Genomic DNA, 13,445 nt, shown 5'->3' on the forward strand with positions numbered 1-13,445 from the left:
TAAGTCGTCTAGACAGATTGGTATACTTTATTCTTGTTATTATTTTTAGCCAAGTACAAGGCTCTATCAGCATCGTAAATCGTTTTGTCTATGCTATCACGAAGCGCACTAAAACCGATACTTACTGTCAGATCACATTGCTTAAGCTCGGATTTTATCGCTGTTGTTTCTATACCATAACGAAATTCTTCTAACTTTTGGTATGCCTGCTGCTCGTCAACGGCATAAAATAGTACGGCAAACTCTTCGCCACCATAGCGTGAAGTAACTGCTCTATGATTAAAATAATGCCTGAGCATATCTGCAGTTTTGATAATAACGCGGTCGCCAAACAAGTGACCAAAGTGATCATTAATCAATTTAAAATCATCAATATCGATCATTGCTAGATAAGTGTCAGGTGTCTTACATCTTATTTGAGTCCCCATTTGCTGGCGTAAATATACCTTGTTCATCAGCTGTGTCATCGAGTCTTCACTTCTTATCTTTTGTGTCAGTAGCATATTGATAAGAGCACTCTGCGCATAGTTACGAAATATGTTCATAAAGTGAAGCGACTTTAAATTACTATTTGTCAGGTATATGACACCAATCAGCTCGCCTTTATTGTATAGCGGGATGCGTATGCATGTTTGGTGCGGGAAAATATCAGTTATTAATGGCGCTGGTATCTTAAGTGCTTCAACTTTATCTTGTGTTATTTCTGTTAATACGTCATCTGCATTAAAGCTTAAGTTGTTAACGGGTTCTTCAAAATGTCGGTTGTATGGATTATATATAATAAAAAACATGTTATCGAAATGGGTTAACTCGCTGGCCATTTGTGACAATGCAAGGTAGATATCCTCTAGTCTCGTAGAGCCTGATAGTACCTGCCCCTTGCTGTGGACTCGGTTTGAGATGAAGTAAATCATTGATAGAACACCTATCATTGCCAACAATACAAAAGATACCACGCCGATATTAAATACTTTATATTTCATATCGGCGTTGTTGGAGTTTGAAAGTAATATCCAACCCAATTGATTATCCGCTTGGTATATACTAAATTTAGTCTGATCTTGATAGCTATAGTTAATGATGTTTTTTGTCGTTAATTCGCTGTTAGGCTCTTCATTCACGTCTTTTTTTAATTGAGCATTACTGACAATACGCTTTATTTCAATAGGTGAAAGGCTTATTGACTGAGTTGAGATTCTTGACGGATCAGGGTGCATGACTATTTGACCTGTTTTTGAATCTACAGCATAAACATAACCATTCATTAGCGTTTTAAGCAGTGATAACTTGTCATACAAGCCGAGTATGTCTAATTCTAAGACAAGGCGGGCGGTCTTACCATTGCTGAGATTTAATAAACGGACAATCGCCACTGTCCACTTTTGAGTTTGCTCACTTCTATACAAGGGTGAAATAAACGGGGTGTCATAGTTCATCTTTTCGTTAAACCAGACGCGTGAACGGTTATCAGCAGCATAGGTATTATAGACATAATTAGTCGCGTAATACTCATCTTTCTCGGTTAACAAACCAATCTCTAAATACTTGTTTTCATTGTCAAGTATATACTGAGCACTTAATAAAAAGTCGGTTAAATTGTAGTTGTATCGGTAAGTTTCCCCTAACAGAAATAGCTGGTTATTCACTGCATTTAAGTGTTGATCCAGGTATTCATTGGCAATATCCAAGTTGTTTTTAGCTTGTTGGTAAGTGTTTGTTTTAATATATTTATAATCAGAATAACCAACATACATTAAGCTGATCACGATCAAGGCTAATAGCGGGTAAATGATCGAGATGAAGAGTTTGGGTTGAAGTTTTAAATGCAACATATTTACCTAGGGAATTGTTTTCACGCCAAAATAGATGAATTGAAACGCTATAGATGAGCAAATTAGAACGCATCAATAAGTTATTAATAATAACAAACTATCAAGTAAATTGAATGATTACACATAGAAAACAAACGCTTAGTCTCATAAATAACAGGCTGCAATTAAGTTTTATAAACAATAATACGGAATGATTAATAAGCTACAATAGAGTCGTTAATAGATCACAACTTTGAACTATCGATGGTGGCTTTAGATGTGAAGTGGCGAGCGTAAATTATGATATAAATAAAAAAATAGCAGGTCTACTATATAAATACTGTAGCCTGCTATTTAAATCACATATGACCTATTTTAAAAAAGCATTACGATAAAAGCGTTAACCCAGTCGGTAAACTGTCACCAAAAATACGCTTCATCACGGTTTCATCAGATGTTTGTACTTCACATACAAGTGCCAACCAAGATTCAGATAATTTATTTTGTGTTAATTTTTCAATCACAACATCTCTTACCTTGTCCTGAATATCTATTTCTCGATCACCGGTTTTTCTGGCAATCATTACGGCCGCAAACGCAATGTGTGGTTCTTTTTGCCAATCAGCATCGAGCAACGTATTTAGCCATGTCTCAACAATATGACGTGGAATAACATTATGCTGACTACCATAAAAAGCAACGCGTGAGGCAATTCGACCTAAAGCCCACCAATGGAGTTGCTGGTTTTGTGGTTTTTTAAGTTTAGTTAGCAAATATTCACCAAATTCAACTTTCAGAGCCACTGGAATGTGCTCTAGCGATGCTGCAAGTCGAATAATATCATCATAACTGCGTAATTTAGCTTGGTTGATAACCTTGGCGTTTTTATTGCTATCTTCAACAAAATAGACTGAAATAGTATCGTATATTTCAATCTGTTGCTGCTCATTAAGCCCACCAGCGATACGACGCCATAAGTTCCACCAATCACTCCATGACTGCGTCGATTTATTGTATTGAATAGCAGATTTGAATATTGGCCACATCTGTTCAATACGCCAATCATCAGCAGGGTAACCAAAACCAGGGCGAAGCAAGAAACTGGTTAGCTTCAACCAATTACGTTCGTGTTGTTCGGTACGCCGACGGTTTTTCGCAAACTGTAGACAAGGTGCTGCAAGCTCACGTAATAAATCGGTGTCCCAAGTATCGCGCTTACCTAAGCGTTTATCCAATTCGTTGCGTAATGATTTAACTAATTTAGGATCACTCTTTTTACTACTCGCGCCGTATACCGCTTCAATCAATTGGATCGCTTCAGGTAACTTTGGATGACGCTGTTTAATATCGTTGACGCTATGTGTGTCATCATTAGCTTTTTTGTTCGATAAACTCGGACGTACTGAAAACTCTAAAGCCCAGCGCTGTTTACTGTTTTTTTCACTCACACATTCGAGCTGTAAAGTACCTATGCTACTTAGCTTGCATGATAAATAAACAGACTCAAAGCGTTTGTGATCCTTGTGCTCAGGGATAGTGACAACAAAAGGCGGTAATGGGGTTTTCCCTTTTAATTCAGCTGTCGCTCTTGTATCAACGATATCACCAGGCTTAAAATTGCTTGCATGACTGGTCGTGGCAAGGTTAAAACGAATTGGCTCACCGATAGTTAACGAGAATAAACGGCTATCTAAATTGATAACTTGTTCATCTTCTGTGCCCTTAGGTAAAAGGCAAATAGATTGTGTTTGGCCTGAACGGTCTGTGATCTCAATGAAATAGTTACGCGGGCTACCACCGCCAATTTGTTTTTGTTTACCGAGTTTAGCAAAACCAAACTCGACAGCACCAAATGCAACTGATAAATCAGGGTTGCCATTGTGGAGCATCTGAACTTTTTGCTGTTTCCAACCTGACAACACTTTCTCGATGTGTAGTTTGACTTGTTGGCTATTGAAAATACCACCATTTACCAGTATCGCCGCTGGTACGATTGCTGGATCGTAATCTTCAGTTGCAGGTACATCGTAATAAGTATGGATAAATTCAGCGATGTGCTTTGAAATCGCAGGATCTGAAGTGTAAGGCAAACCAAACTCAACAACCGCATTCTTGCGGTGACTTGGTAATTGGTTGAAGCTGCTATTAGGCAAGAAACCATTAAATACCATATCGACAACTTCATTTTTTGTCAGTTCACATTTTTTTGATTGTGCAACAAGCTTCGAACCACGACCGAGTAAAGTAATTGATGTCGTACTTGGTGGCTGTTCTGATAAAAAGAGTTCTTTAGCTTGACGTGTTTGCTGGATAAGTTGACCCAATGCAGCTGTCTGTAAACGTTGTCCCGGTGAAATTCTTGATTCAACTATATGTGCTAAGGCTAAGTCTATGTTGTCACCGCCAAGCATTAAGTGATCACCAACCGCGACACGATTCAAATTCAATTCACCGTGTTCGAGTGACATTTCGATTAAACTTAAATCGGTTGTACCACCCCCAATGTCACAAACAAGCATGGTTTTATCTTGTTCGATCAAATCGATTTTAGCTTGTTTATTTCGATGGTACCAATCGTAACAAACGGCTTGTGGTTCTTCTAATAAAGTAACGTTTGTTAAGCCAACCAGATCAGCCGCAGCCAGTGTTAACGCACGCGCAGTATCGTTAAAAGACGCCGGTACTGTGATGGTAATATTTTGGTCTGCCAGTAAGTGCGTTGGATTGTGGTAGTTCCAAGAGGCTTGAAAATGTGCGAGGTAACTGGCACTGGCAATAACAGGCGATACTTTTTCAATATTGTCTTCAACAGCCCAAGGTAAGATAGCAGCTTGGGCATCAATGCTTGGGTGAGATAACCAACTTTTAGCGCTAGAAACTAAACGGCCTTTTGTCTTCGTGCCAAGATCTCGAGCCCATTGGCCGACGATAACATTGGCAATTTCACCTTTAAATTGGTTTGGCTGCCAAGGTAGAATACAATCTGTTGTCGCAATTTCGTTATCATTAAAGTGATAGCGAAACGAAGGGAGTAACGGTTTTCTAGCGACTTCGCCGGGACCAACTAACTGGTCTACGTGGAATACTGATGCGCTTGTTTGATAATCATCGATGTTTTTATAAGATAGCACGCTATGAGTAGTGCCTAGATCGATGCCAATTACGTATTGCGCTGTTGCAGAAACAGGTGAGGGCATTCATAAACTCCATATAATAAAACTCAGGGCTAAGAGCCCTGAGTTAAGTACACACTGATCAATATGATGACTGTGTCATTATTATTGACGAACAGTCAGTTCAATTTCCCAAGTTTCGTCACTGTTACTTGAAATGGCTTCAACTTTAAGTGTGCCGACTTCTGTTACAGTCACAGATAATGATACTGGTACCACATCACCACTATTGCGGTTCACTGAATCAAGCGTTACTTCGATGTCTGGTAATTGTTCCAGATCATCAGGCTGCCAGAAATCAAGGTGAGTACCAACCACATCTTCACGACGTACTGTTGAACCAAAGAATTTAAACTTAACTGGTTGACCAACAACTAAGCCAAACTGGTGTGTTGTTACATTTACATTGGTGCCTTCTTCAAGACCAAATGGTGCGATACATACCGCTTCAAGTGGTGCTTCAAATCCAGGAATTGCAGGCATTGAACTTTCAACACCGACATAATATGAACTTGCTAAGCCGCCTTTAATACGTACGCCTTTACCTTGTTTAGCATAGCCGTGATAGCAAGCGCCATTCGCGACAGCAAGATCAAGATCAATACCGGTTAATAATTTTGCTTCTTCTTCAACGTCAGCCGAAATTAACCAATCGTTAATAATGCCGATTAGCTTGTCGCTGATTGCATTTGATTTAAATACACCACCATTAAACAATACGGCAGTCGGTTTAATGAAGTCACCGGCGTCTGACTCTAGTGCGTCATGCTGTTTATTCAAGAAATGCGCAATATGTTTGGTGATCGCTGCGTCTTGTGCGTACGGTAAACCAATTTGTGTTAATGCAGTACGTGTACTTTGCTGTGGCATTTCTGACACGGCAGTAGCAGGGAAGAAACCATCTAAAATAGTTTGCTTCACTTCTTCTCGCGTTAGCTCTGTTTGCATCGTACCTGCAATTAATTTTGAACCGCGGCTTGGGATCACAATCGGCATTGCATCGGTATCATTGTCAGAGAGCAGTTGCTCTTTGGCATCACGACATGCATGTGTGATCGCCTGAATTTGCCAAGGTTGTAATTGTTTGCCTTCTTGCATCAATTTCATTTTTAGACGATAAGCGAGGGCAAGATCCATATTGTCACCGCCAAGTAGGATATGTTCACCTACTGCCACGCGTGATAATGTTAAATTACCTTCTAATTCTTCTACAGAAATGAGTGATAAATCGGTAGTACCACCACCTATATCAACAACCAAGATAGTATCACCTACATTTACTTGATCACGCCATTCATCACCGCACGCTTCTAACCAGCTATATACAGCAGCTTGTGGCTCTTCAAGTAGGTTTAGATGTTTCAAATTTAAATCTTGTGCAGCTTGCGCTGTTAAGTTTCGCGCCGCAGGATCAAACGATGCAGGGATCGTGATTGTTACATCTTGCTCTGACATCGGAGAATCTGGATGTGCATTGTTCCAGGCATCCGCTAAATGGTTCAAGTAAAGTGATGTCGCGGTTACTGGTGAGATCTTTTCAACTTCATCGGGGCTCGAGAACGGTAATATTGCATCGTGTGGGCTAACCGTTGCATGGCTTAACCAGCTTTTTGCACTTGATACTAAACGTATCGGTGTTTTAAGGCCAAGTTGACGTGCTACATCACCGACAAGCGCTGTATTTTCAGCATTCCAAGGTAATGGTGTTTGATCTTTACTGATCTCATCTTCATGTGCTTGATAGATAAAAGAGGGTAGTTGATGTTTTTCTGTGACTGAACCAGGTGCAGATAGCTGTGGAATCGCAAACAATTGCTTAACCGCTTTATCACCTTCCTGTTCTAAATCTATATATGATAATACACAGTGTGTTGTACCTAAATCGATACCAATACTGTATTTTGCTGCTATTTCGCTCATAGTTCCACCTCTGCTGCCGCAACGATATTTGTGTTATGGCCTTGTGCTAGTTTTGGTAAGTTTACATTACTGATTTTCCAGCCAGCATGAACTAAAATACCGCGATAAGGCGCAGAACCTAGTACGTTACCAATCAGTTTGACTTCAGATGGGTTAAAACCTTCAGCAACGGTTACTTGGCTTTCTTCTTCTTCAGTACGGATTGGTGTGAAGCTAAAGTATTCATTGATTACTTTTTTGCTGCCAGTGTGGATGATGCGTGCTGCAGCACCAATCTGTTCATCCGATGCACCGGTTAAATCTTCTTGGATGAAGTCAACAAAACGTGCTTCATTTTGTAGTAATGATAAAAGCTGACAAGCGGCTGCAGGGCTTGCTTCTTGTAGTGGGGCTTTGATTTCGACAATCTTTTCAACTTCAACGATTTTCTCAACGTCAACGTGTTTGATTACCTCGACAATTTTTTCTACTTCCACTTTAACTTCTACTTCTTTTTCAACAATCTTTTCTATTTCAACTGTTTTTTTACCGCCTCTCATGAGGGTGATTAGTAACAGGATCACGGAAAGCGCGAATAAAGCAATGTGCGCTGCGTCTGGGCCAGCAGGTAGTTCAGAGATATTTGTAAGGTCGAAGTTCATATATTTTACTCAAGTTTGTATAAATCAATATTATCGGCGATTTTATCATAATTATTTATGTTACGGAGCATAATGTGATTTTTTTGCTTATTTAGCCTGTACTTAGGCACAAAGAATAGCCATATTAGCGGAAATTATTAGAAACGTATTTTTAAGCTTAGTGATATTTTAAAAAATAAAAAAAAGCTCAGTACAAATCCTTGTAATGAGCTTAGGGAAATTGGTATGAACGTGTATTTAAATATAGTAAATTATTTATATATATCAAATTACCGTTATTTTATTATGCGCTTGAATAAATTGAGAACCATAATGTAAATGGGCTATTATTTATTAAACAAGCACATTGCTGGTTTAATCTGTTATTCAATATACTCTTTATTCATTAAATAAATTGTTATCACGTACTAGGTCACGGGGGTAATTATTTTTTAAACGTTGATTAACACGCTTACCTAAACCGAGCACACTGCCTTCTAGTAACACGACAAGTTCACCCTGCAAGGCGTCTAAGTCTTCAATTTCGATATCAGAGAAGTTAATATCACGACCCATAATGTATTGTTTTGCTTGTTCGATATCCAGTGAGACGGTATTTTTAGCACAATGATGACCAAAGGTGCGAGCCCATTCATGTTGAGCACGGAAGCCTTTTTTGAATTTCTCTGCTATTTTGATACCGATGCGATCAAATTTGAATTTACCAATGAACGCTGGGAACTCTTTTGGGAATAACCAGATTTCACTGTCGCGATGATAGAAAACACCACTCTCGAATTCAAAACTAAATGCAGCACGGAAATAATCACGGATCGCATCGTTTTCATCACGGCTAACAGGACTGAATGGAAAAATTAAACGTTTTTTCTTTTTAATCGGGCGTAATTTTTGCGTTTCTTTTTTAGTAAATTTAGCAACGAAGAAACCTTCACTGTCATAAATTTGTGGCCATACATGTAAGAAACCTTCTGCAGTTAAACAATCATTTGCTGTTGGGAACAAATCGTTAAGTGGCACAACCTCGGCGTGGTCAGGGTACAAGTTAAGTAAGTGTTGGCAAACGGCTTGGTTTTCAGTTTCATTTAATGTACAGGTTGAATAGATTAACGTACCACCGGGCTTCAACGCTTTAAATGCACTTTCAATTAACTCTTTTTGAATGTCTGCAATATCATTGATGCTTTTTAACGACCAGTTAAGCATCGCTTTATCGTCTTTACGGATCGCGCCTTCACCAGAACAGGGAGCGTCAAGTAATACCGCATCAAACATTTCCGGTAACCAAGTCCCAAATACGGTGGCATCATAATGACTAAGGGCAATGTTTTTAATACCACAGCGTTGGATGTTCGCACTGAGTACTTTTAAACGGCTCGAAGACAGTTCATTAGCAACAACGAAATTGTTATTATTACAATGCGCAGCGATTTGGCTGGTTTTTGAACCCGGCGCAGAGGCACAATCTAGGACCGTGTTGTATTGCGCAGCAGCATCTGTTACTTGTGTTTTAAATAACGCTGTAACAGGTAGCATTGAGCTGGCTTCTTGGATATAGAAAAGCCCTGCAATATGTTCCCAGCTATTACCTAGTTTCGTTTCAGTATTTTCTTGTTCTAACCAAAAACCTTCTAAGCACCAAGGAATAGGGCTTAATAACCATTGTTTGGTTTTCGCTAATTGTTTAAATTCTTCAACAGAAATTTTAAGTGTATTAACACGCACACTGGTTTTCAATGGTGTTTTACAACAAGCAATAAAGTCATCCATAGATAGATGTTCGGGGATAATGTTACCCATTAATGTCAGGTAATCTTCAGGCAGTTTGATATTGGAATGCACTTTACAAGCTCAATTGAAAAATAGAGCGGTATTTTATCATATCCCCCAGCTACTTCAAAGTTGGGATTATTGAAGTAGCTGGTTTGATAGGCTTACGGCCTTCGCTTGGCTGTTTATTAAGGTTTTTCGTTCCTTTATTTGGCTATTTTGGTATCCCATTTTAACCAATCGGGGTCAACTTCTTGCGCCAAATTGAATCGACTAAAGGGCGATGCGACAGCGCTGTCACTTGTTGAATTAGGTGTTGCAAAGGCAATACCACCAGCTAAAATCGTTTTTAATGATTCTGCCTTTAACGTTGCACCAGTAAGGCCAACATCAACATTAAATCCAGAGACAGCCCAAAACTGGCTGTTGTCACGGACTAAATGTTGATACTTAGGTTCAATATTCAGCGTTATTAGTACTTTATCGCTCTGTTTCGACAGTTCTGAATGAGTCACTGACCCCACTTCAATTTGGCGGAAGTAAACTGGCGTACCCGCTGTTAGCCCCATTAATCGTGCACTGATGACAGTGACCGATAGACCAACATGTTCAGCGGCAATGTCTGGCGCGCTATTTAACACTTTAAAACGTGCAATTCGGCTACCTTGGCCTTTTGTTACATTAATATAAGCGCCGGATATTAGGGTATTAGCATTTTTAATGCCCGCTAATCCAACCTCAATACTTTCCAGCCAGTAGTGGCTTCCTTGGCGTGCGAAATGGTCCGCGTAGTAAGTTTCTAACTTGGCCTTAGCTTCGATAATACCTTGCTCGACATTTAACTTAATATCACTAATTTCACCTACTTTGATACCCTTATGTTTAATCTCGGTGCCGACATGAATATCAGAACCTGACGTAAAGGTGAGAGTAACAGTAGGGCGATCATCAGTCGCGGCAGCGAAAGTTCGGAACAGTTTATAATATGTGGTTTTCGATTTAGCGAGTCGTACTTTGTTTTTATTAACCGGTTTTATATTATCAAAATTAATACCACCAGCTGCGATAGTCAGTAAGGATTCTGTTTGCACCTTTAAGTTACTTAAACTACCTGATATATCTATACCGGATACGTCCCAAAACACACTGTTTTCATTAATTAAATGTGCATACTGACTCAGAATATCCAGAGTGATGACGATATGTTCATTGTCAGACGCTAATTTAAAATCGGCGACTGAACCAACTTTTAGTTTGCGATAGTAAACAGGCGCGCCACTTGAAATGACATGACTTGGTCTACTCAACAGAGTGATTTTTTTGTTGGCTTTGAACGCATTACTGCCTAATTTTGCAAGCGCAAGCGAAGGGTAAAGTTGATATTGTTGATCACGACCCTTTGATTTAAACGCTTTATCATTAACAAGCTCGATACCACCACTCACCAATGCCGCAATAGGTGCTGACTTTATATTCAGACCAGAGACACTCGCGTCAACAGATACGCCACTGATATTAATAAAACGGGTTGAGCGTTGTAGTAGATGAGCATAGTCCTGATAGATGTTTACATCCAAATCAATCAAGTTGGTTTTAGTATTAAACGTAACGTGGGTGATGTGACCTACCGGATAGTTCTTGTAGTAGATTTTATTACCAACCGTTAACCCATTTGCATCATTTGCTGAAATAGCGATTTCCTGATGCGGAATAAGATCATCGACGTTGGACACTAAATCAAACGTTGTACGTAGTTCCCCTTGCCCAGGGGTAAACAGAATATAATTACCAGTGACAAGGTTGGCGACGTTTTTTATTTCTGACAAAGACAAGTTGGCTTTTTCAACCCAGAACTGTGTGCCGTCACGTAATAACTTAACAACTGCAGGGTCGACATCTGCGAACGCTTTTGCAACCGAAGTTGTCTTATTCGTTACCGTATCGATAGATTGGCTAACTACTTCTGTTACTTCACCGACTTGTTGGCCGTTTAAATAGATATTATTACCAATTTTCAGATCATTGGTATTGTTAAGGTTGAATTCAATTTGAACGGCACGTTCCGCATCACTGATACTGCTATACAGTGTATAAGCTTGATTGTTTTCTGCTTGTTGACCATCAGCAGGGGAGTCGAATGCCAAGGCCCCACTGATAATAGCAGTCAGACTTTCTGTTTGGATTTTAATACCATCAAATCCAAATTCTGCATTAACACCACTTGCATTCCAAAAACGTGAGGAGTCTTTTACTAGATAGCTGTATTGTTGCTTAACGACTGCTTCGATTAATATGTTATCGGTTTTTTTGTCGAGTACAAAGCTGTGTACTTGACCGACTGGGATTTTTTTATAAAAGATTTCAGAACCAGGACGAACGGATGCAAGCTTGTCTGTCGTTAGCCGTACAATTAAACCTTTATCGTCTGGCAATGTATTTGGCGCGGTTTTAACAGCATCGAAATCAACACTGTATTCTCCGTCTCCCGGAGACAAATTGATATAATTACCAGTCACAAGGGCATCAAGACCTGAAATACCGGCTATTGACGCTTTCGGTGCGACTAACCAAAATTGTGTGTTACTCCGCAGTACTTGCTCTGCTTTACTGTCTATCTCTGCAGTGACGTAGACGCCTTTAAGGTCGTCATCTAATGCAATTCGTTTTACTTTACCGATATTCAAACCTTGGTATTTAATTAAGGTTTTACCTTCAACAATACCATTGGCATTATCAAAATGTACGCGGATTTCAATACCTGCCTGGGTAATACTCTGGTACATGAGGTAAAGCCCAAGTACAACTGCGACTATGGGTAACAACCAGATAGGCGACATTACATTCGGTTTATGTAATACAGGCTTAGGAGCGTTACAATTTTCCGGCATTTGTGGTTCGTTATTTTCTTTCATTTTTATGGTTTAAATCCCAAATTAAACGTGTATCAAAACTTTCTGCAGCTAAGATTGTTAAAACAACAACCAAACCAAAGCAAGTTGCTCCATATCCGACATCAACGGAGAGTAAATTACCTCGGTTGATGACAGCGACCATAATCGATATAACAAACAAATCCATAATGGACCATTTTCCGATCCAATGAATGGCATTAAATAATAATAATTTTCGTTTTGGTGTAATAAAAATCTTATTTTGCACAGACAGTAAAATAAGCATTAAACCAATGATTTTAAATAAGGGTACTAAAATCGATGCGATGAAAATAATGATCGCGATACCTAGGTTATCACTTTTTGCTAAGGCGATAGTACCTGACATGATGGTATCTGGAGTGGAAGTACCAGTACTTGTTAATGTGCTGATAGGTAAAAAATTAGCGGGTATCATCATGACCATGGCGGTGATCAAAAATGCCCACGTTTTTTGAAGGCTTCGCGGTATTCTAAAATAAACCCGTGTGAAGCAGCGCGGACAACGTTGGCGTTTCACATCCTCTTCTACGTTAATAAGTAGATGACATTCTTGGCACTGGGCTATTTGATTTTCTTTAGCGTTTTGCATTTCGTTCCATCTTCTGCCAGAAAAGTTCCAGGTTCAGTCCATACATAATAAGGCTTGAAATGAACATAAGTGAGACAAAACTCAATAACCCGAGTCGAAACTCAATGTCTGCAATATCTGAGAGTTTAAATACCGCAATTAAAAAACTAACGAGGTAGACCTCTAACATGCTCCATTTAGTATGAAAGTTAACGAGTTTGAGTAATAAAATTAATTGTGGCGTATTTTGTTTAGTCAGTAACAACAAGCAAACCTGTGCGAGACAAGATAAAAATAGAAAGGGCGCAATGAAGCTACAAAAAATAACCAATAAACCGACGAAATAAAATCCCTGTTCTAATAGCGCCCACGCACCTTGGATAAGCGTGGCCGATTCTTCAACCCCTAACAGCGTGATCGTAAACATGGGAAATACATTAGCAATAACAACAAGTATAAGACCTGTGATAGAAAGTGCTAAAATGGTGCTGATCGAAAAAATTTTATTGGTGTACAAGAGGGTATTGCAGCGAGGGCAATGCGCATGCTTCCCTTTTTCTAATGGGATATGATCCACAATGAGGTCACATTTATTACAGACATTAATATTCGACATTTATACCCGCTAGTAG

The 13,445-nt window shown here is 39.3% G+C and carries 8 protein-coding genes; all 8 read right to left on the reverse strand.

What is annotated here, in order from left to right; genetic code table 11:
* Nucleotides 1-8 precede the first annotated feature (8 nt).
* Nucleotides 9-1,832: a diguanylate cyclase gene (locus FR932_RS06745; protein ID WP_019440223.1), complete on the reverse strand. Its 1,824-nt coding sequence runs from the start codon at nt 1,830-1,832 to the stop codon at nt 9-11.
* 365 nt (nt 1,833-2,197) lie between these two features.
* Nucleotides 2,198-5,008: an Hsp70 family protein gene (locus FR932_RS06750; protein WP_019440222.1), complete on the reverse strand. Its 2,811-nt coding sequence runs from the start codon at nt 5,006-5,008 to the stop codon at nt 2,198-2,200.
* A gap of 81 nt (nt 5,009-5,089) precedes the next feature.
* A complete protein-coding gene (locus FR932_RS06755) occupies nt 5,090-6,904 on the reverse strand; it encodes an Hsp70 family protein (protein WP_019440221.1) in 1,815 nt (604 codons plus the stop codon).
* Nucleotides 6,901-7,545, reverse strand: coding sequence for a DUF2760 domain-containing protein (locus tag FR932_RS06760; RefSeq protein WP_019440220.1), 645 nt, complete (start codon nt 7,543-7,545; stop codon nt 6,901-6,903). Before FR932_RS06760 ends, FR932_RS06755 begins: the two co-directional genes overlap by 4 nt.
* Nucleotides 7,546-7,923: 378 nt before the next feature.
* Nucleotides 7,924-9,384, reverse strand: a complete 1,461-nt coding sequence (gene rsmF / locus FR932_RS06765) for a 16S rRNA (cytosine(1407)-C(5))-methyltransferase RsmF (RefSeq protein ID WP_019440219.1) — start codon at nt 9,382-9,384, stop codon at nt 7,924-7,926.
* A 134-nt stretch (nt 9,385-9,518) separates the two neighbouring features.
* Nucleotides 9,519-12,224, reverse strand: a complete 2,706-nt coding sequence (locus tag FR932_RS06770; protein ID WP_019440218.1) for an MlaD family protein — start codon at nt 12,222-12,224, stop codon at nt 9,519-9,521.
* On the reverse strand, nt 12,211-12,834 hold the full coding sequence (locus tag FR932_RS06775; RefSeq protein ID WP_019628771.1) for a paraquat-inducible protein A: 624 nt from the start codon (nt 12,832-12,834) through the stop codon (nt 12,211-12,213). The genes FR932_RS06770 and FR932_RS06775 overlap by 14 nt, the downstream gene beginning before the upstream one ends.
* Nucleotides 12,821-13,429 (reverse strand): paraquat-inducible protein A, encoded by a 609-nt coding sequence (locus FR932_RS06780; protein ID WP_019440215.1) that lies wholly within the window; start codon nt 13,427-13,429, stop codon nt 12,821-12,823. The genes FR932_RS06775 and FR932_RS06780 overlap by 14 nt, the downstream gene beginning before the upstream one ends.
* Between the last annotated feature and the right edge of the window lie 16 nt (nt 13,430-13,445).

This window comes from Moritella marina ATCC 15381 (assembly GCF_008931805.1).
Lineage (GTDB): Bacteria > Pseudomonadota > Gammaproteobacteria > Enterobacterales > Moritellaceae > Moritella > Moritella marina.

Bases quoted from the DNA above. Each gene is read 5' to 3' on its own strand.
- FR932_RS06745 (WP_019440223.1), bottom strand. From the start codon at position 1,832: ATGTTGCATTTAAAACTTCAACCCAAACTCTTCATCTCGATCATTTAC.
- FR932_RS06750 (WP_019440222.1), bottom strand. From the start codon at position 5,008: ATGCCCTCACCTGTTTCTGCAACAGCGCAATACGTAATTGGCATCGAT.
- FR932_RS06755 (WP_019440221.1), bottom strand. From the start codon at position 6,904: ATGAGCGAAATAGCAGCAAAATACAGTATTGGTATCGATTTAGGTACA.
- FR932_RS06760 (WP_019440220.1), bottom strand. From the start codon at position 7,545: ATGAACTTCGACCTTACAAATATCTCTGAACTACCTGCTGGCCCAGAC.
- FR932_RS06770 (WP_019440218.1), bottom strand. From the start codon at position 12,224: ATGAAAGAAAATAACGAACCACAAATGCCGGAAAATTGTAACGCTCCT.
- FR932_RS06775 (WP_019628771.1), bottom strand. From the start codon at position 12,834: ATGCAAAACGCTAAAGAAAATCAAATAGCCCAGTGCCAAGAATGTCAT.
- FR932_RS06780 (WP_019440215.1), bottom strand. From the start codon at position 13,429: ATGTCGAATATTAATGTCTGTAATAAATGTGACCTCATTGTGGATCAT.